The 18,056-nt window shown below is 71.7% G+C and carries 18 protein-coding genes; 3 read left to right on the top strand and 15 right to left on the bottom strand.

What is annotated here, in order from left to right; all coding sequences use genetic code 11:
• The first annotated feature begins 39 nt into the window (after positions 1–39).
• Positions 40–279: a CsbD family protein gene (locus ACIBVP_RS18290; protein WP_396107306.1), complete on the top strand. Its 240-nt coding sequence runs from the start codon at positions 40–42 to the stop codon at positions 277–279.
• A gap of 84 nt (positions 280–363) precedes the next feature.
• On the opposite strand, the gene ACIBVP_RS18295 is transcribed toward ACIBVP_RS18290, so the two are convergent.
• The 7 genes from ACIBVP_RS18295 to ACIBVP_RS18325 form a co-directional block, all read right to left on the bottom strand.
• Entirely contained in the window at positions 364–1,569 is a 1,206-nt protein-coding gene (locus ACIBVP_RS18295) for a cysteine desulfurase-like protein (protein WP_396107307.1), read from the bottom strand.
• A gap of 219 nt (positions 1,570–1,788) precedes the next feature.
• On the bottom strand, positions 1,789–2,928 hold the full coding sequence (locus ACIBVP_RS18300; protein WP_396107308.1) for an endonuclease/exonuclease/phosphatase family protein: 1,140 nt from the start codon (positions 2,926–2,928) through the stop codon (positions 1,789–1,791).
• A 24-nt stretch (positions 2,929–2,952) separates the two neighbouring features.
• Entirely contained in the window at positions 2,953–3,528 is a 576-nt protein-coding gene (locus ACIBVP_RS18305; protein ID WP_396107309.1) for a TIGR03086 family metal-binding protein, read from the bottom strand.
• Positions 3,525–4,499 (bottom strand): sigma-70 family RNA polymerase sigma factor, encoded by a 975-nt coding sequence (locus ACIBVP_RS18310; RefSeq protein ID WP_396107310.1) that lies wholly within the window; start codon positions 4,497–4,499, stop codon positions 3,525–3,527. The genes ACIBVP_RS18305 and ACIBVP_RS18310 overlap by 4 nt, the downstream gene beginning before the upstream one ends.
• Positions 4,500–4,586: 87 nt before the next feature.
• Positions 4,587–5,162: a dihydrofolate reductase family protein gene (locus ACIBVP_RS18315; protein WP_396107311.1), complete on the bottom strand. Its 576-nt coding sequence runs from the start codon at positions 5,160–5,162 to the stop codon at positions 4,587–4,589.
• Positions 5,163–5,175: 13 nt separating this feature from the next.
• Positions 5,176–5,517 (bottom strand): hypothetical protein, encoded by a 342-nt coding sequence (locus tag ACIBVP_RS18320; protein ID WP_396107312.1) that lies wholly within the window; start codon positions 5,515–5,517, stop codon positions 5,176–5,178.
• A gap of 82 nt (positions 5,518–5,599) precedes the next feature.
• Positions 5,600–6,715, bottom strand: a complete 1,116-nt coding sequence (locus ACIBVP_RS18325; RefSeq protein ID WP_396107313.1) for an ROK family protein — start codon at positions 6,713–6,715, stop codon at positions 5,600–5,602.
• Between the two features lie 130 nt (positions 6,716–6,845).
• Between ACIBVP_RS18325 and ACIBVP_RS18330 the strand changes: the two genes are divergently transcribed.
• Both ACIBVP_RS18330 and ACIBVP_RS18335 read left to right on the top strand, forming a co-directional pair.
• Positions 6,846–8,180 carry an MGH1-like glycoside hydrolase domain-containing protein gene (locus tag ACIBVP_RS18330; protein ID WP_396107314.1) on the top strand — a complete coding sequence of 445 codons (1,335 nt, stop codon included), beginning with the start codon at positions 6,846–6,848 and terminating at the stop codon, positions 8,178–8,180.
• Positions 8,177–9,073, top strand: coding sequence for a PHP domain-containing protein (locus tag ACIBVP_RS18335; RefSeq protein ID WP_396107315.1), 897 nt, complete (start codon positions 8,177–8,179; stop codon positions 9,071–9,073). Before ACIBVP_RS18330 ends, ACIBVP_RS18335 begins: the two co-directional genes overlap by 4 nt.
• Here the strand turns inward: ACIBVP_RS18335 and ACIBVP_RS18340 are convergent.
• Genes ACIBVP_RS18340 through ACIBVP_RS18375 form a run of 8 tightly spaced genes read right to left on the bottom strand, consistent with a single transcriptional unit; the run spans position 9,070 to position 17,960 of the window.
• Positions 9,070–9,585, bottom strand: a complete 516-nt coding sequence (locus ACIBVP_RS18340) for a hypothetical protein (protein WP_396107316.1) — start codon at positions 9,583–9,585, stop codon at positions 9,070–9,072. The two genes, ACIBVP_RS18335 and ACIBVP_RS18340, sit on opposite strands and share 4 nt — an antisense overlap.
• Entirely contained in the window at positions 9,582–10,337 is a 756-nt protein-coding gene (locus tag ACIBVP_RS18345) for a hypothetical protein (protein WP_396107317.1), read from the bottom strand. The genes ACIBVP_RS18340 and ACIBVP_RS18345 overlap by 4 nt, the downstream gene beginning before the upstream one ends.
• Positions 10,334–11,431: a flavodoxin-dependent (E)-4-hydroxy-3-methylbut-2-enyl-diphosphate synthase gene (gene ispG / locus ACIBVP_RS18350; protein WP_396107318.1), complete on the bottom strand. Its 1,098-nt coding sequence runs from the start codon at positions 11,429–11,431 to the stop codon at positions 10,334–10,336. Before ispG ends, ACIBVP_RS18345 begins: the two co-directional genes overlap by 4 nt.
• A complete protein-coding gene (locus ACIBVP_RS18355; protein WP_396107379.1) occupies positions 11,431–13,155 on the bottom strand; it encodes a 1-deoxy-D-xylulose-5-phosphate synthase in 1,725 nt (574 codons plus the stop codon). The genes ispG and ACIBVP_RS18355 overlap by 1 nt, the downstream gene beginning before the upstream one ends.
• Positions 13,155–14,078: a 4-hydroxy-3-methylbut-2-enyl diphosphate reductase gene (gene ispH, locus ACIBVP_RS18360; protein WP_396107319.1), complete on the bottom strand. Its 924-nt coding sequence runs from the start codon at positions 14,076–14,078 to the stop codon at positions 13,155–13,157. Before ispH ends, ACIBVP_RS18355 begins: the two co-directional genes overlap by 1 nt.
• A 38-nt stretch (positions 14,079–14,116) precedes the next feature.
• Positions 14,117–15,103, bottom strand: a complete 987-nt coding sequence (locus ACIBVP_RS18365; RefSeq protein ID WP_396107320.1) for a family 2 encapsulin nanocompartment cargo protein polyprenyl transferase — start codon at positions 15,101–15,103, stop codon at positions 14,117–14,119.
• A gap of 40 nt (positions 15,104–15,143) precedes the next feature.
• Entirely contained in the window at positions 15,144–16,535 is a 1,392-nt protein-coding gene (locus ACIBVP_RS18370) for a family 2B encapsulin nanocompartment shell protein (RefSeq protein WP_396107321.1), read from the bottom strand.
• A 3-nt stretch (positions 16,536–16,538) separates the two neighbouring features.
• On the bottom strand, positions 16,539–17,960 hold the full coding sequence (locus ACIBVP_RS18375) for a family 2B encapsulin nanocompartment shell protein (protein ID WP_396107322.1): 1,422 nt from the start codon (positions 17,958–17,960) through the stop codon (positions 16,539–16,541).
• Positions 17,961–18,056: the final 96 nt, after the last annotated feature.

Below are 18,056 nucleotides of genomic sequence, written 5' to 3' on the forward strand. Positions count from 1 at the left end.
GTGGTGTGTACCGGACTTTCAGTCGGGAGGTGCACAACGATGCCGGACAGGAGTGGGCCAGCCGAAGGCGTCAAGGGCGTCGTCGAGGACATCAAGGGCAGGTTCAAGGAAGCGGCCGGCGCGATCACGGGGGATGACTCCAAGGTCCGCGAAGGCCAGGCCCAGCAGGACAAGGCCGGGGCACAACGCGAGGTGGCGGAGAAGGAAACGGCCGCCGAGCGGGCGAGGGCCGAAGCGGACATGCATGAGGCGCGCGAAAGGTCCCACCAGGACCGCTGAAGCGCACCATGCCCGCGGCGCCGGTGACGACACGTCCCGGCGCCGCGGATTGCTTGTGGCGTCCGGCCCGAGGTACCTTCCGGTTCAGCGGCGGATCTCGGCCACTGCCTCGAGTAGACGGTCCACATCGGACTTGGTGGTGTACGGGGCGATGCCCGCGCGGACCGCGCCGCCGTTCTCGATGCCGAGGACCTTCGCGCACTCGTAGGCGTAGAACGTGCCCGCCGGGGCGTTCACCCCGCGGTCGGCCAGCGCCCGGTAGATCTCCGCGGGTGCCACCCCGGTCACCGTGAACAGGGTGGTCGGGGTGCGCGGGCGGTCGGGGTCGCCGTAGCGTTCGACACCGGACAGCTCCGCGAGGCCGTTGTCCAACTGGGACAGAAGGACCTGCTCGTGGTGCTCCAGCGCCTCCATCGAGGTGGCCAGGCGGTCGCGGCGTGACCCGGTGCCGGGGACGAGGTCTGCCAGGAAGTCGATCGCCGCCGTGGTGCCCGCCAGCGACTCGTAGGGCAGGGTGCCGTACTCGAAGCGTTCCGGCACGATGTCCGACGACGGCAGCAGCTTGTCGGGGCGCAGCTCCTCCAGCAGTGCGGGCGCGGCCGCGAGCATGCCCAGGTGCGGGCCGAGAAACTTGTACGGCGAGCACGCGTAGAAGTCCGCGCCCAGCGCCGCCATGTCGGCGAACGCGTGCGGGGTGTAGTGCACGCCGTCCACGTACACCAGCGCGCCGACGGCGTGTGCGGTCGCCGCGATCGTCGGGATGTCCGGGCGACTGCCCAGCAGGTTGGACGCCGCGGTCACGGCCACCAGCCGGGTGCGTGCGGAGATGACCTGTGCCACGTCGTCGGCGGTCAGCACGCCGGTGGCCGGGTCGAACGTCGCCCACCGGACGGTGGCCCCGGCGGCCTGCGCGGCCTGGACCCACGGGCGGACGTTCGCGTCGTGGTCCAGCCGGGTCACCACCACCTCGTCGCCGGGGCCCCACGTCTTCGCGAGGGTGCGGGCGAAGTCGTAGGTCAGCTGGGTCATGCTGCGGCCGAACACGATGCCCGCGGGGTCGCCGCCGACGAGGTCGGCACCCGCGGCGCGAGCGGCGTCCACGATCTCGGTGGCCCTGCGTTCGGCGGCGGTCACCGTGCCCTTGTTCGCGACCGCCGACCGCAGCACGTCCGCGACCGCGTCGGCGACCCGGGCCGGTGACTGCGAGCCGCCCGGCCCGTCGAAGTGGGCGGCGGCGCCCTGGTCGAGTGCGGGGAAGTGTGCCCGCACCGCGGTCACGTCGTAGGACATGCAGGACCTCCGGCCAGCCGTCGAAGTGGTACGCCACCCACACTAGGCAGCACAACCACCCGCAGCCAGAACCCCGCGAGTCGCGCGCGCCCGCATACCGAGTTGTGCGTTTCGTGCAGATGGGACGGTGCGCGGTGACATGCACGAAACCGACAACTCGGGGTGTTCCAGCGCGCGACTCGCGGTGTTCTGGCGCGTGACTCGCGGGGTGGTGGGTGTCTAGTCGAGGTTTAGGTCTACTACTACTGCTGCGTGGTCGGAGGCCTGTTGGTTGTGGTTTCGCATTTCCGGGTACGTGTACCAGTCGGTCGGGCGTGTGGTCCTGGTGCCCCACAGGCCGTGCCGGAACAGGTGGCCCGAACGGAACCGTCGCCGCAGCGACTTCGAGACCAGCACGTAGTCGAGCCGGTTGCGGATGCCGCACGAGTCGAACGTGCCGGGGCGTTTGCCGGTGTCGAACCCGTCGAGGTCGTAGCACGACAGCAGCGGACCGTCGAACAGTTCCTTCAGGTTCGCGGGCGGCGTGGTCAGCGACGGCTGGCCCTCGTTCAGGTCGCCGAGGACGATCACGTTCTTCCGCGCCGCCACCAGCTCGTCCGCGATGCGGCGGACCTCCTTGGCCTGGCGTCTGCGTTTCGCACCACCACCGCCCGACTGCGACTTGAAGTGGTTCACCAGCACGTGCAGGACCTTGCCGGACGGCGTGCGGACCTCGTACTGCGGGCAGTCGCGCGAGAACACCGGGACGTCGCCGTCCTTGACGTCCACATTGGACCGAATGGACCGGATGTCGTACCCGGCCTTGGTCATGATGCCCACGTCGATGCCGCGGTCGTCGTTGCCGTCGACCAGCATCACGTGCTCGTAGCGGCCGCCGAGCAGCTCCTTGTTGAGCCGCACCAGCGACGGGCGGTCCTCCACCTCGATGAGCGCGAGCACGTCCGCGTCGATGTCGGTGATCACGCGTGCCGTGGTGCGGGTGCCGATCTCGTCCACCGGCTCCTTCGCCAGCTCCACCCAGCCGATCCAGTCGGCGCGGCCCGTCGCGATGATCTCGACGTCCTTCGCGGGGTCCTGCGGCTCGCGGTCGAACGTGCCCCGGTTCTTCCGCAGCCACGCCCACCTCGGGTCACGGGTGTGGTTGCGGCGCACGACCCCGTCGCGAACCGTGTAGACCTCCAGCGTCACCAGCAGCTCCCGCAGCCGCCGACGGGTGTCGTCGCGGTACTCCTCGGCCGCGATGAGCTCGTTGAACTCGGAGTAGGCGGCCAGGATCGGCGCGCCGGCCGACCGGTCGGACGTGTCGAACGCCTTCGGTCGCGCGAACAGGTTCTCGACGTTGAACGACGCCACTCTCATACCGGAAAGGTCGTGCTGACCGGCCTACCGATACGCCCACCGAGGATGCCGGCCCAGAAGGGCGACCAAACGGTCGCCCGACACTGCTCCGAACGGCGTAGCGATCGGTGTCGCGAACCGCGCCGGCCGGTCTCCCGCCGCCACCAGCAGCGGCACCAGATCGAGCAGCTCGGTCGCGAGTCCGTCCGGCACGGTCGCGTCCGCGCCGCACGCCCGTGCCACGTCCCACCCGTGCACCACCACCTCCAGCGCACCGGTCGTGGTGACAATCGCGGACGTCAGCGCCAGCTCGCCCAGCGCGACCTCCCTGCGGGGCACGGGCGGCGTCCACGCGCCGACGAGCCGGGTGGCCCGGTCCCGCACCAACGCGATCGGGTCGCGGCCGGTGTCGTCGGCGGTCTCGGGGAACACCCGGCCGAGCGCGGCCGCCTCGTGCAGTGCCAGCAGCGAGTCGTTGACGTGGTCCAGCAGCGCACGCAGGTCCCAGTCCGCGCACGGCGTCGGGCGGGTGAGGTCCGCGCCGTCCGCCGCGTCGAGGCAGGCCAGCGCGTAGTCGACGGCGCGCGCCAGCAGGCCGACGCCGCCGAGCAACGGGGTCATGCCGTGCTCGGCAGGCCGAACGTGTCGAACAGGCGCAGGTCGAAGAACGACACCACGTGCGAGAACCGGTCACCGCGCACCGTGAACGTCTGCAGCGTGAACGGCCGGAACGCGCCGTCGTCGGCCCGCAGGTACATGCCGAGCGCCGGCTCGCCGTTGGCCTCGGTCGCGGCGAACCGGAAGTCGCCCGGCCCGCCGGGGCACTGCATGGTGAGATGCCGCGCCACCTGCCGAGGGCCCTGGAACCACGTGGTGAACGGCGGCATCTCCCACACCGCGTCCTCCGCCAGCAGCGACACGATGGCGTCGACGTCCTTGCGTTCGAACGCGTCGACGTACCTCTCCAGCAGCCGCCGCTTGTCCTCGGTGGTCGGCTCGACCACGTCGTCCGGTGTCGGCGCGACCGCCTCGAGCTGGGCGCGGGCCCGCTGCAACGCCGAGTTCACAGCCGCGGTCGTGGTGTCGAGCAGCTCGGCGACCTCGGCGGCCCGCCACGCGAGCACGTCCCGCAGGATCAGCACGGCCCGCTGCCTGGCCGGCAGGTGCTGCAGCGCGGCGACGAACGCGAGTCGCGTGCTCTCCCGCGAGGTGACGATGGCCGCCGGGTCCTCGGCGCCGGCGAGGTCGTGGTTCGAGCCGCTCGGCATCGGCTCGAGCCACGGCACCTCGTTCCGCGTCTCCAGCGGCAGGCCGCCGGTGTCGCTGGGCCCGCCGAGCCCGGTCGGCAACGGGCGGCGGCCACGGCTCTCGAGTGCGGTCAGGCACTGGGTGGTCGCGATCCGGTACAGCCACGTCCGCAACGTGGAGCGGCCCTCGAACTTGTCGTAGCCGCGCCACGCCCGCAGCATGGTCTGCTGCACCAGGTCCTCGGCGTCGTGCACCGACCCGAGCATGCGGTAGCAGTGCGCGAGCAACTCCCTGCGGTACGGGTCCGCCTGGGTCAGGAAGTCCGGCTCGGTCTCGACGGGCATGCCGACTCCTTTCTCCTGTGTCAGTACAGACCCCGGTGGACGGCGAAACTCATCGCTGTCGCGAGCGCGAGTCTTCCCGGCCGCGGCTCAGTGCACCACCCGGTAGCGAAGGTGTGTCGCCTTCGCGCCCACGACCGTGCTGATCTGCTCCAGCTGGATCCCCGACGGGAGTGTGTCGAACAGCCGCGTGCCCCCGCCGACCAGGATCGGGACGACGTGCACGTAGATCTCGTCGACGAGGCCGAGCGGGAGCCCCTGCTGCATGACGGTCGCGCCGTGCAGGCCGACGACCTTGTCCCCCGCGACGTTCTCGGCCTGCTCGATGGCGCTGCGCACGCCGTCGGTGACGAACCGGTACACGGGCGGGTAGGTCCGCGTCGGCGCGTGGTGCGTCACCACGAAGACGGGGGTGTCGCCGAGCGGGCCGCCCTCGCCCCAGCCGCCGTCGCCCTCGTTCTTGTCGAACGACGTACGGCCCATCACGATCGCGCCGCAGGTGTCCAGCGACTCCTGCATCATGGCGCGTTCCTCGTCGCCGGGGTCGACGAACAACCAGTCGTGGAGCGAGCCGGCGCCGTCGCCGAACGGGTTCTCGCGGCTGTCGTTCGGGCCGGTGACGTAGCCGTCGAGGGACATGGACATGTCGCAGATGACGCGTGCCATTTCGGGTTCCTTCCTACGCTGCGGTGGATGCGGTGAGACTCGCCTCGCAGGCCGCGACCAGCTGGGCGTCGGCCCTGGTCCGTGCGCCGCGCCCGCAGCCGGGGCAGCGCAGCGCGACGGTGCGGGTGACCTCGTCGACGGCGACCTCCAGCGCACGCCCGCAGGGGCGGCACCAGCGGTGGCCGGTGACCCGGCTGACGTGCAGGTCGCTGTGGCAGCACTGGTGGATCCACCGCCGGTGTGCCGGGCAGGTGATCCGGTCCAGCGCGTCGAGCCAGCCGGTGTCCTCGGCGGTGTCCTCGGCCATGAGCGCGTCGGCCAGTGCGTTCCGGGTGACCAGGGTCGTGGTTGCCATGTCACTGTCCTCTCCGCTCGGCGTGTCTCGCTGACGCGTCGAACGGGTCGCCGAGGTTTCGACAGCCGATGCCGGGAAATTTCTACGAGCGCGCTGCCAGGCGGTCGATGGCCTCCGGCGCGAACACGGCTTCCGCCGCCAGGCCGGCCATCCCCACCAGCGGGGCCTGCTCGCCGAGCACCGCGGGTCCCACGTCCAGCCCGGTGGCCGCGACCTCGTGTGCGTGCTGCGTCAACGTCTCCGCGAGCCCGTCCCGGAACGGGGCCAGCCCGCCGATCTCCCCACCCACCCGGACCACGTGCGGGTTGAGGATCGTCACGACCGTGGCCAGCACGGTGCCGACCAGGCGCCCGGCGTCGGTGGCCAGCGCGACCGCGTGCGGGTCACCGGACTCGACCCGCCGGATCACGTCCGGCAGCGCGCGCACCCCCTCCCCGCGCAACTGCCGGATCATCGCCTTCCCGCTCGCCAGCGCCGCGACACACCCGTGCCGTCCGCAGGTGCACCGCTCGTCGCGGTCCTCGATGCGGATGTGCCCGATCTCCCCGGCGCACCCGGTGGCGCCGCGGTGGGGGCGGCCGCCGATCACCACCCCCGCGCCGATCCCCGTGCCGACCGCGACCCCCAGCACCGTCGACTGGCGGTGGCCCGCCGCCAGGTACTCGCCGTACGCGAGCGCGTTGGCGTCGTTCTCCAGCAGCACCTCGACCCCGAGTCCGTCGGCCAGCCCGTCCCGCAACGGCACGTCCCGCCACGCGGTCATGGTCGGCGGCATGATCGAGACACCGGTGACCTGGTCGATCTGCCCCGGCACCGCGAGCCCGACCGCGGCGAGGTCCCCGCCACGACCCGTCTCCGTCAGCTGTGCGCGCGCGATGTCCACCAGCCACGGCACCACGTCACCGGGGGTGTGGCCGAGCGGCAACCGCTCCGTGTGGTCCACCAGCACGGTGCCCGCGAGGTCCGCCACGCCGACCGACACGTGGCTGGCGCCCAGCCACGCCACCACCGCGACCCGGCTGGTCCGGTCCGCCTCGAGCAGCGCGGCCCGCCTGCCGCCACTGGACGCGTCGTGGCCCGCTGTGCGGACCATGCGCAACCGCGTGAGCGTGTCCAGCCGCTCGACCAGCGTCGCGCGGGACAGCCCCAGCAGTGCCTGCAGTTGCTGGCGGGTGAGCGGGCCCGCGTCACGTAACACGGCGACAACATTGCCCGGGGACGCCGCCCCGCCGGTCGCGGTTGTTCGGTTGACGTCGGCCATGGCTCCCGCCTAAGTTTGAGGAGTCCTACTTCTGTCTAGAGTTTAGACATAAGTTCTCGGAGGTCAGGTGAGACCCAACCTGGGGTCCGTGCAGTTGGCCGCGAGCGCGGCGTGGACCCTGTCCGGCAACGACATCGGCACGATGATCACGGCGGCGCCGCGGCTCTACCCGCACATGTGGAGCTGGGACACCGCGTTCATCTCGATCGGGCTCGCCCACCTCAACGTGGCGCGCGCGGCCCGCGAGCTGCAGACGCTGCTGAACGCGCAGTGGCGCAACGGCATGATCCCGCACATCGTGTTCTCCGAGGGTGCCGGCTACTTCCCGGGCCCGGAGCGGTGGGGCGCCGCGGAGCTGAACGCCGACGCCCCGAACACCCCGCGCACGTCCGGCATCTGCCAACCGCCGGTGCACGCGATCGCGTTGCGGCGCATCGTGGACATCGCCCGCTCACAGGGGCAGCGGGAGGTGGCGTACAAGCTGCTGAAGTCGGCGTGGCCCCGGCTGTACCGCTGGCACGAGTGGCTGGTGCGCCACCGCGACCCGCTCGGCACCGGCATGCTCGCGATCGTGCACGGCTGGGAGTCCGGCATGGACAACTCGCCGCGCTGGGACGTCCCGTACGCCGAGGTGGTCCCGGGTCCGGACCTGCCGCCGTACGTGCGGTTGGACCGCGGCCTCGTCGCCGCCGACGCGGAACGGCCCAGCGACGCCGAGTACGACCGGTACCTGTGGCTGATCGAGCAGATGCGCAAGGTCCGCTACGACGCGGACGCCGTGGTGCGCACGACGAGCTTCCTCGTCGGCGACGTGTTCGTGACCGCGTTGTTCGCGCTGGCCTGCGACGTGCTCGCGGAACTCGGCGAGGAGTGCGAGCAGCCGCCGTGGCGCGTCCGGCAGCTGCGTGGCTGGGCGCGGCGGTCCCGCGCGGCGGTCGCGGCCGCACACGACCCGTTGACCGGTCTGGCGCGTGATCGCGACCTGCGCGGCGACCGCTGGCTGTCGTCCAGCACGATCGCCGGGTTCGCGCCGCTGCTGTGCGGTGGGCTGCCCGACGACGTCGAGAAGCAGATGCTGGCCACCCTGACCGGCCCTGACTGGGCGGGCCATCCGGCGCTGTTCGCACGGATCCCGCCGACGGTGTCGCCGAACGACGTCGGGTTCCGGCCGCGCGAGTACTGGCGCGGCCCGGTGTGGCCGGTGATCGCGTGGCTGTTCGGGTGGGCGTTCGAGCAGCGCGGCTGGCAGGGCGAGGCCGACCACCTGCGGTCGGAGTGCCTGCGGCTGGCCGCGGACGGCTCGTTCGCCGAGTACTACCACCCGCTGACGGGCGAGGCACTCGGGTCGCGGCAGCAGTCGTGGACGGCCACGGTCGTGCTCGACTGGCTGCACACGTCGTGAACGCGTTCGCCGGCCCCGGCCGGTTCTGGCGGGGCAACCTGCACACCCACACCACGAACTCCGACGGCGCGCTGTCGCCCGCCGCCGCGGTGGAGGAGTACCGGTCGGCGGGCTACGACTTCGTGTCGCTGACCGACCACTTCCGCGCCGAGCACGGGTACCCGGTGACCGACACCCGGCCGCTCCGCACGGAGAAGTTCACGACGCTGATCGGCGCGGAACTGCACGCGCCCCGCACCAGGCTGGGGTCGTCGTGGCACATCCTGGCCGTCGGGCTCCCGCTGGACTTCGCGCCGGTGCCGGGCGAGACGGGTCCGGAACTGGCCCGCCGCGCCCGCCGTGCCGGCGCGTTCGTGGGGATGGCCCACCCGTCGGCGTCGCTGCTCACGCTCGACGACGCGGAGAGCCTCGACGCCGCGCACGCCGTCGAGGTGTACAACGCGGTGTCGGCGTGGGAGGACCGCGGGGACAGCTGGCACCTGTGCGACGTGCTGCTGGCCCGTGGCCACCGGCTGACCGCGTACGCGGCCGACGACGCGCACTTCCAGCCGCAGGACCCGCCGGGATGCGCGGCGTGGGTCCAGGTCCGTGCGACCGCGCTGGAGCCCGACCTGTTGCTGGCCGCCCTGAAGGACGGTGACTACTACTCCAGCACGGGCCCGGAGATCCACGGCGTGTCGGTGCACGACGGCCGGGTGACCGTGGCGTGTTCGCCCGCGAGCCGCGTGCTGGTGACCGGCGGGCAGCCCGGCAAGCAGGTCGTCGCCGGTGACGGGATCACCGAGTGCACGCTGCCGCTGGCGGAGTTCCGCCGGTACTTCCGGGTCACCGTGGTCGGCATGGACGGTGTCGGGGCCGGCCGCGCGTGGACCAACCCGTTCTGGCTCGACTAGTGCCGCCTCGCCGCCCTGGCGGCCGCCGCGCCCGCGGCGACGACGATGACCAGCACCGTCAGCCCCCAGCGCCGCTTCTCCTCCGTGGCGTCCCGCAGGGACGGCACGGCCGCGGGGTCCGGCTTGTCCACGATGTAGAGGCCCGGCCGTGACGTCGTCGGCGGGGTCGTCGGTGGGGGAGGGGGTGCCGCCGCGGTCGTGGTCGGGACCGTCGGCAGGGTGGTCGGCAGGGGTTGTGGCGCCAGGGGTGCGGTGACGGGCGGCGCGGGCGGCACGGTCACGGTGGTGGTCGCGGTGGTGGTCGCGGTGGTCGTCGGTGGGGGCGGGGCGGTCACCGACGTCGTGGCGGTGACCGTCGTGGGCGGTGGGGCCGTCACGGTCGTAGTGGCGGTGATCGTGGGCGGTGGGGCCGGTGGGTGCCACGGCGGTGGCGGGGGCGGGCGGCCCGGTAACAGGCACACGGTCACGGAGACCAGCACCGACACGTGCACGCCGAGCAGGCACTTGATCATCGCAGCCGGTCCAGGGCCGACTCGAACGCGGCCGGGCCCACCTGCGCGCCACCACCGTACGGGTTCTGCAGCTGCTGTGTCGCGAACAACAACAGCGCCATCGTGCCCGCCAGTATCGACACGATGAGGATGTGCGTCGCCGGTTTGGGGCCACCGAAGAGAATCGGCAGCGCGACCGCCATGGCGGCGCCGACGAGCAACGCGAACCACACCACCGAGTTCACGCCACCGCTCGTCGCGGTGTTGAGCCGTTCCTGTCGCTGCTGGTAGACGGTCGACAGCTGCGCGTTCGCCTCGTTCTTGCGGTCGACGGTCCAGTCGTCGGTCGCCGGTGTGGCGGCCACCTCGGCGCGCAGGCGTTCCAGCGCCGCCCAGCCGGTGTCGTCGGTCTGCGTGCCATCACGCATGTGCGGCCATTCCCGTTCGATCACCTCCTCCGCGTACGCCCGCGCCCGCGCCGCCACACCGGTGCTGTCCGGCAGCTCCTGCGCCGCCCACACGGTGGCCACCAGGCTGTCCGCCTCCGCGTACGAGCCGTCCTCCGCCGCGCTCACGCCGTCGAACAGCGAGATCAGCACGAACGCCAGCAGCACCGCCTGCAGGCCGCCGACCAGCGTGAACACCTGGCCCGCCGCCTCGTTGTTGTCGACGACGCCCTGTGTCTCGCCGATGCGCCGCACCAGGTAGGCGAGCAGGCCCGCCGCCAGCCCGACCCCGAGCACCCACGCCAGCCCGGTGAGATAGATGTTCACGTCCAGTCTCTCTTCATCGCCTCGTCGAGCAGGGCTTCGACGATCTGGCTCTCCGGGACCGTCCGGACCACCTCGCCGCGTACGAAGATCTGCCCCTTGCCGTTCCCCGACGAAACTCCGAGGTCCGCCTCGCGTGCCTCACCCGGCCCGTTCACGACGCACCCCATCACCGCCACCCGCAGCGGTGTCTCGAAACCGTCGAACGCGGCGGTCACCTGCTCCGCCAGGCGGTACACGTCGACCTGCGCCCGGCCGCACGACGGGCACGACACGATCTCCAGCCGCCTCGGCCGCAGCGCCAGCGATTCCAGAATGGACAGTCCGACCTTGACCTCTTCCACCGGCGGCGCGGACAGCGACACCCGGATCGTGTCGCCGATGCCCTCGGCGAGCAGCACCCCGAACGCGACCGAGGACTTGATCGTGCCCTGGAACCTCGGGCCCGCCTCGGTGACGCCGAGGTGCAGCGGGTAGTCGCAGCGCGCGGCCAGCTGCCGGTACGCGGCGATCATCACCACCGGGTCGTGGTGCTTCACCGACAGCTTCAGGTCGGAGAACCCGTGCTCGGAGAACAGCGAGCACTCCCACAACGCGGACTCGACCAGTGCCTCCGGGGTCGCCTTGCCGTGCTTGGCGAGCAGCCGCTCGTCGAGCGAGCCCGCGTTGACGCCGATGCGGATCGGGACACCCGCGTCGCTCGCCGCGCGGGCGATCTCGGCCACGCGGTCGTCGAACTTCCTGATGTTGCCCGGGTTCACGCGCACGGCCGCGCACCCCGCGTCGATGGCGGCGAACACGTAGCGCGGCTGGAAGTGGATGTCGGCGACGACCGGGATCGGGGACTTCTTCGCGATGTCGGCGAGCGCGTCCGCGTCGTCGGCCGACGGCACCGCGACCCGCACGATCTGGCAGCCGGCCGCGGTCAGCTCGGCGATCTGCCGCAGCGTCGCCTCGACGTCGGCCGTCACCGTGGTCGTCATCGACTGGACCGTCACCGGGGTACCGCCCCCGACCGGCACGTCGCCCACCATGACCTGCCGGGACCGGCGCCGTCTCGGGCCCACCGCCGGGACACCGAGGTCCACCGCGGTCATCACACCACCGCCTTCATCCTGGCGAGTCGTTTGAGGACGGTGCAGGCGATACCGTTGCCGTCGAGGCCGTGCGCACGCAGGATCTCGTCGCGGGACGCGTGCGGCAGGAACCCGTTCGGCAGCGCGAACGTCGCCACGCAGGTGCGTTCCCCCGCGGCGGCGAGCGCCTGCGCGAGCCGGGCGCCGAGCGCGCCGGTGGCCGTGGTGTCCTCGACCGCGAGCACCAGCGGGAACCCGGCGGCGAGGCGCAGCAGCCCGGGATGCAGCGGCATCGTCCACTGTGGATCGACGACCGTGACGGGCACGTCGTGGCGGGAAAGCTCGTCGGCCGCAGCCAGGCACGCGCCCGCGAGCGGGCCCACCGCCACCAGCAGTACCGGCGCCTCCGGGGCGTCCAGCAGCACGTCGTAGCCGTCCGTCCGACGTACCGCCGGGATGTCGGGTCCCGCCTTCGCCTTCGGGTACCGCAGCACGGTCGGCGCGTCCGAAACGGACACCGCCGCGCGCAGGAGCTCCCGCAGCGTGGCCGGGTCGCGCGGCGCGGCGAGGCGCAGCCCCGGCACCACCGGCAGCACGGACGCGTCCCACATGCCGTGGTGGCTCGCGCCGTCCGGGCCCGTGACGCCCGCGCGGTCGAGCACGAACGTGACCCCGAGCCGGTGCAGCGCCACGTCCATCAGCACCTGGTCGAACGCGCGGGACAGGAACGTGGCGTAGATCGCGACGACGGGGTGCAGCCCGCCCATCGCGAGGCCCGCCGCCGACGTGACCGCGTGCTGCTCCGCGATGCCCACGTCGAACGTCCGCGCCGGGAACCGCCGCGCGAACTTCCCGAGCCCGGTGGGCAGCGCCATCGCGGCGGTCAGGCACACCACGTCCGGCCGGTCCTCGCCGATCGCCACGATGCTGTCGGCGAACACCGACGTCCACGACGCCCCGGCGGTCGAGGACGCCGGGCTCACCGCGTGCATGCGGTCCGCCTCGTCCGCCTCGGCGGGCGGGTGGCCCTTCCCCTTCTCCGTGACGCAGTGCACGACCACCGGCCGCCCCAGCGCCGCCGCCTCGTGGAGAGCGCTCTCCACCGCGACGACGTCGTGCCCGTCGACCGGACCGGTGTAGGCGAACCCCAGTGCGGTGAACACGTTCGTCCGGGTCGCGCCCGCGCGCAGCGCGGCGAGGTGCTCGGCGAGACCGCCGACCGTCGGCGCGTAGGAGCGGCCGTTGTCGTTGAGCACCACCACGACCGGCCGCGCGGGCGCCGCGCCGAGGTTGTTGAGCGCCTCCCACGCCATGCCGCCGGTCAGCGCGCCGTCGCCGACGACCGCGACCACCCGCCGGTCGTGGGCGCCCGTGACGGCGAACGACTTCGCCAGTCCGTCCGCATAGGACAGCGCGGTGGAGGCGTGCGAGTTCTCGATCACGTCGTGCGGCGACTCGGTGCGCGACGGGTAGCCCGACGTGCCACCCGCCTGGCGGAGGTCGTCGAAACGCCGGCCGGTCAGCAGCTTGTGGACGTACGCCTGGTGCCCGGTGTCGAACAGGAGCACGTCGTCCGGCGAGCGGAACACGCGGTGCAGCGCGATGGTCAGCTCGACCGCGCCGAGGTTCGGCCCGAGGTGCCCACCGGTGGCGGAGACCCTGTCGACGAGCACGGTCCGCAACTCGGCGGCGAGCGAGTGCAGCGCGGGCGCGGACATCCGGCGCAGCGCGGCCAGGTCGGGCATCACGATCGCACCGAGGACGGGAGGGTGAACCGGATGTCCTCGGTCGCGGTGCGGTGTTCCAGCACCCGGACCGGTCTGAGCGCGGCGACCACCTCGTCGACCAGTTCGGGTGGCGCCGACGCACCCGCCGTGAGGCCGACGGTGCGCACGCCGTCGAGCCATTCCGGTCTGATGTCGCCCGCGTCGTCGATGAGGTGTGCCGGTGTGCCCGCACGCTCGGCGAGCTCCACGAGCCGCACGGAGTTCGACGAGTTCGCCGAACCGATCACCAGCACCAGGTCGGACCTCTCGGCCACTGTGGACAGTGCCTGCTGGCGGTTCGTGGTGGCGTAACAGATGTCGTCGGACGCCGGGCCCGCGAGCTTCGGGAAGCGAGCGCGGAGCACGCCGACGATCCGCGCGGTCTCGTCGACCGAGAGCGTGGTCTGCGTCAGGTAGGACACGCGCTCGGGCACGGTGACCGTCCGCGCCTGCTCGACGTTCTCGACGAGGATGGTGTCGTCGGGGGCCTCGCCGAGCGTGCCCTCCACCTCCTCGTGGCCGGCGTGGCCGATGAGCAGGACGGTGTCGCCGCGGCCCGCGAACCGGCGGGCCTCCGCGTGGACCTTGGTCACCAGCGGGCACGTGGCGTCGACGACGTGCAGGTGCCGCCCTCCCGCCTCGGCGCGCACGGCGGGGGAGACACCGTGCGCGGAGAACACGACGGTCGCGCCACGCGGCACGTGCGTCAGCTCGTCGACGAACACCGCCCCACGCCGCTCGAGGTCCGCGACGACGCGCGCGTTGTGCACGATCTGCTTGCGCACGTACACGGGTCGGCCGCGCTGCGCGAGCGCGTGCTCGACGATCTCGATGGCCCGCTCGACACCCGCGCAGAACGACCGCGGCGCGGCGAGCAGAACGGTATGGGGAGCCGGGGCCATGGAACCTCCTCGTTCCGCACGCCCGCCGGGGACATGCGTCAGTGCTGTCGGGTGGTCAGCAGGTGGGCCAGTGCGGTCAGTTCCGCTGCCGCCGCGGTCTCGGGGAGGTGCTCCAGGTGGGTCAGGGCGGTCGCCATCAGGTGGTCGGCCTGGTGCCGGCTCCACGCGCGACCGCCTGCCTGCTCCACGAGATCCGCCGCCCGGTGCAACTCCCGGTCCGCGGGCGGTTCCGTGCGTCCGTACAGGGCGGCCAGTTCGTCGCCCGCCGCCGTGCCGGACGTCAGCGCGTACACCACCGGGAGCGACTTCTTGCGGTTGCGCACGTCCGAGAACACCGGCTTGCCCGTCGTCCCCTCGTCGCCCCAGATCCCCAGCAGGTCGTCCACGTGCTGGAACGCGAGCCCGATGTGCTCGCCGAACGCACGCAGATGCCCGACCTGCTCGGGTGATCCGCCGCCGAACGAGCCGCCGATCGCGCACGCGCAGCCCATCAACGCGGCCGTCTTGCCCGCCGCCATCGCCTGGCACTCCGTGAGTTCCACAGTGGACCGCTGCTCGAAGTCCATGTCCGCGCACTGGCCGTCCACGAGCTCCTGCACGGCCGCGGTCAGCATCCGCATGCCCGGCCCCGCCGCGGGGTGGCCGCTCGCGGCCAGCACGTCCAACGCCAGCGTCAGCAGCGCGTCCCCCGCGAGGATCGCCGCGCCGATGCCGAACACGCTCCACGCGGTCCGCCGGTGCCGCCTGGTCAGGTCGCCGTCCATCACGTCGTCGTGCAGCAGCGAGAAGTTGTGCACCAGCTCGACCGCGACCCCGGATGGCACCGCCTCCCTCGGCGACCCGCCGACCACCGCGGCGCTCAGCAGCGTGAGCGTCGGGCGCAGCGCCTTGCCACCCGCCGACGACGTCCGCGTGCCGTGCTCGTCCCACCAGCCGAGGTGGTACCCGGCGATGCGGCGCATGCTGCTCGGCAGCGTGTCCACGGCCGCCCGCATCGCCGGGTCGACCAGTTCCCGGCTCCACACAAGCGTTTGCGTGGTACTGATCCGTTCCGGTGCGACCACGTCAGCGCCCCAGCTCGACGTTCTCCAGCACCCCGAGCGCGTCGGGCACCAGCACCGCCGCCGAGAAGTACACGCTGACCAGGTACGACAGGATGGCCTTCTCGTCGATGCCCATGAACCGCACGTTCATGCTCGGTGCCACCTCGTCGTCGATGTTCACCGTGTGCAGTCCGATCACGCCCTGGTCCTCGACGCCGGTACGCATCACGATGATCGACGACACGTCGCCCTCGGTGATCGGGATCTTGTCGCACGGCAGGATCGGCACCCCGCGCCACGTCTGCACGGTCGTCCCCTCGAACACGACGTTCTGGGGGTAGATCCCGCGTGCGGTGCACTCCCGCCGGAACGCGGCGATCGCCCGCGGATGCGCGAGGAAGAACTTCGACTTGCGCCGCCGCGACAGCAGCTCGTCGAGGTCGTCGGGCGTCGGTGGGCCGGAACGGGTGAAGACCCGCTGCGACAGGTCCGCGTTGTGCAGCAGCCCGTACGACGGGTTGTTGACCAGCTCGTGTTCCTGCCGCTCCCGCAGCGCCTCGACGGTCAGGCGCAGCTGTTCCCGCGTCTGGTCCATCGGGTCGTTGTAGAGGTCGGCGACCCTGGTGTGCACGTGCAGCAGCGTCTGCGCGACGTCCAGTTCGTACTCGCGTGGCGTCAGCTCGTAGTCCGCGAACGTGCCGGGCAGCTCGACCTCGCCCGCGTGCCCCGACGACAGCTCGATCGCCGCCTCACCGGCACGGTTCTGCGCCTTCGACGGCCGGGAGAGCGCTTCCCGGATGTGCTCGCGCAGCGCGTCGGACTGCCCGTTCATCTGCCGGAACGACTGTCCCGCCAGCACCAGGACGGTGCAGGGGGTGATCGTCTTGACGCTGAACTCCCACTGGTCGCGCTCGCCGGTGAGGATCTCGCTGCCGAAGTGGTCGCCGTCCGCGAGCACCTTCGCGACCTGGTCGTCGTCGTACCTACCGGGTGTCAGCTTGTTGGCTTTGCCGTGCGCCAGCAGGAAAAGCTCCTCGCGTGGCTCTCCACCCCGGACGATCAGCTCACCCGGCCCGTACTCCCGCTGCTCGAACCGGCCGGCGAGCGCACCGAGCGCGGCGTCGTTCGTGAAGTCCCGCAGCAGCGGCAGCTCCCGCAGCTCGGCGGGCACCACCCGGATGGCGGTGCCCTCGCTGACGAACGTCAGGCGCCCGTCGCCGACCGCGTACGACAGGCGCCGGTTGACCCGGTACGTGCCGCCCGCGATGTCCACCCACGGCAGCATCTTGAGCAGCCACCGCGTGGTGATGCCGCGCATCTGCGGCTTGGACTTGGTGGTGGTGGTGAGGTTGCGCGCCGCGTCGGTCGACAGGGTGCGCCGGACGGTGGCCTGCAGCTCCACGGTGGTGGTCACGGCTCAGCCTTCCCGGCCCAGCTCGACGTTCTCGAGGACGCCCAGCGCGTCCGGCACCAGCACCGCGCACGAGTAGTACGCGCTGACCAGGTACGACATGATCGCCTGCTCGTTGATGTTCATGAACCGCACCGAGAGGCTGGGCTGGTACTCGTCGGGGATGCCGGTCTGGTGCAGGCCGATGACGCCCTGCTGCTCCTCGCCGGTGCGCATGAGGAGCACCGAGCTGGTGCGGTGCTCGGAGACCGCGATCTTGTTGCACGGGAAGATCGGCACGCCCCGCCACGCGGGCACGCGGTGGCCGTTCACGTCGATCGCGTCCGGGTAGATGCCGCGACGGCTGCACTCCCGGCCGAACGCGGCGATCGTGCGCGGGTGCGCGAGGAAGAAGCCGGGGTTCTTCCACACGGTCGCGAGCAGCTCGTCGAAGTCGTCCGGGGTCGGCGGGCCGGACCGGGTGTGGATGCGCTGCGCGAGGTCCGCGTTGTGCAGCAGCCCGAAGTCCGTGTTGTTGATCATCTCGTGTTCCTGGCGCTCGCGCAGCGCCTCGATGGTCAGCCGCAGCTGCTGCTCGACCTGGTCCATCGGCTCGTTGTAGAGGTCGGACACGCGGGTGTGGACGCGCAGCACGGTCTGCGCGACCGACAGCTCGTACTCCCGGGGCGCGAGCTCGTAGTCCACGAACGTGCCGGGCAGGTCGGCCTCGCCGACGTGCCCCGACGACAGCTCGATCGACGCCTCGCCGTGCGGGTTCTGCGCCGCCGCCTTGCCCGACTGGAACGCGGTGACCTGCGTGCGCAACGTCTCCGAGCGGTCGAGCAGCTCGTCGAAGGCGCGCTGCGGCAGCATCAGCACCGTGCACGCGGTCTGCGCCTTGACCGTGTACTCCCACATGCTCTGCGGGTCGACCAGCGTCTCGTCCCCGAAGTGGTCGCCGTTCGCGAGCGTGTCCAGGATCGTCTCGTCGCCGTAGCGGCCGGGGCCGATCTTCGTCACCTTGCCGTGCGCGATGAGGAATGCCTCGTTCGACTCGTGCCCGAATTCGACGATCGTGTCGCCCGCCGAGAATTCCCGTTGCTCGAACCCGCCGGCGAGCGCGGCGAGCACCTCGGTGTCGTCGTAACCGCGGAACAACGGCAGCTCGCCGAGCTCCGCCGGAATCACCCGGATCGCGCCGCCGTCGTTGGTGAACGTGACGCGGCCGTCGCCGACCGCGTAGGACAGGCGGCGGTTGACCCGGTACGTGCCGCCGGAAACCTGCGTCCACGGCAGCATTTTCAGCAACCACCGCGACGACACGCCCTGCATCTGGGGAACGGACTTCTTCGTCGTGGCAAGGTTTCGAGCCGCGGCGGTCGCCAGGCTCTGCTGCGGCCGCTCACCGTTTGCGCCGACCCCGGGCGCCACCGGTTCCGTCACCGTCACAACGCACACCACCAATCAAAGAAAATTGTTTTGGGCAAGGCGAATACCGCGACCCGGGGAAATACGTGAAACTTTGTCAACGATCCGAAGTTAGCA

The sequence above is a fragment of the Actinophytocola sp. NPDC049390 genome (genome assembly GCF_044466355.1).
Taxonomy (GTDB): domain Bacteria; phylum Actinomycetota; class Actinomycetes; order Mycobacteriales; family Pseudonocardiaceae; genus Actinophytocola.

Coding starts and splice junctions, on each gene's coding strand:
- ACIBVP_RS18290 (WP_396107306.1), top strand. CDS start 40: ATGCCGGACAGGAGTGGGCCAGCCGAAGGCGTCAAGGGCGTCGTCGAG.
- ACIBVP_RS18295 (WP_396107307.1), bottom strand. CDS start 1,569: ATGTCCTACGACGTGACCGCGGTGCGGGCACACTTCCCCGCACTCGAC.
- ACIBVP_RS18300 (WP_396107308.1), bottom strand. CDS start 2,928: ATGAGAGTGGCGTCGTTCAACGTCGAGAACCTGTTCGCGCGACCGAAG.
- ACIBVP_RS18305 (WP_396107309.1), bottom strand. CDS start 3,528: ATGACCCCGTTGCTCGGCGGCGTCGGCCTGCTGGCGCGCGCCGTCGAC.
- ACIBVP_RS18310 (WP_396107310.1), bottom strand. CDS start 4,499: ATGCCCGTCGAGACCGAGCCGGACTTCCTGACCCAGGCGGACCCGTAC.
- ACIBVP_RS18315 (WP_396107311.1), bottom strand. CDS start 5,162: ATGGCACGCGTCATCTGCGACATGTCCATGTCCCTCGACGGCTACGTC.
- ACIBVP_RS18320 (WP_396107312.1), bottom strand. CDS start 5,517: ATGGCAACCACGACCCTGGTCACCCGGAACGCACTGGCCGACGCGCTC.
- ACIBVP_RS18340 (WP_396107316.1), bottom strand. CDS start 9,585: ATGATCAAGTGCCTGCTCGGCGTGCACGTGTCGGTGCTGGTCTCCGTG.
- ispG (WP_396107318.1), bottom strand. CDS start 11,431: ATGACCGCGGTGGACCTCGGTGTCCCGGCGGTGGGCCCGAGACGGCGC.
- ACIBVP_RS18355 (WP_396107379.1), bottom strand. CDS start 13,155: ATGCCCGACCTGGCCGCGCTGCGCCGGATGTCCGCGCCCGCGCTGCAC.
- ispH (WP_396107319.1), bottom strand. CDS start 14,078: ATGGCCCCGGCTCCCCATACCGTTCTGCTCGCCGCGCCGCGGTCGTTC.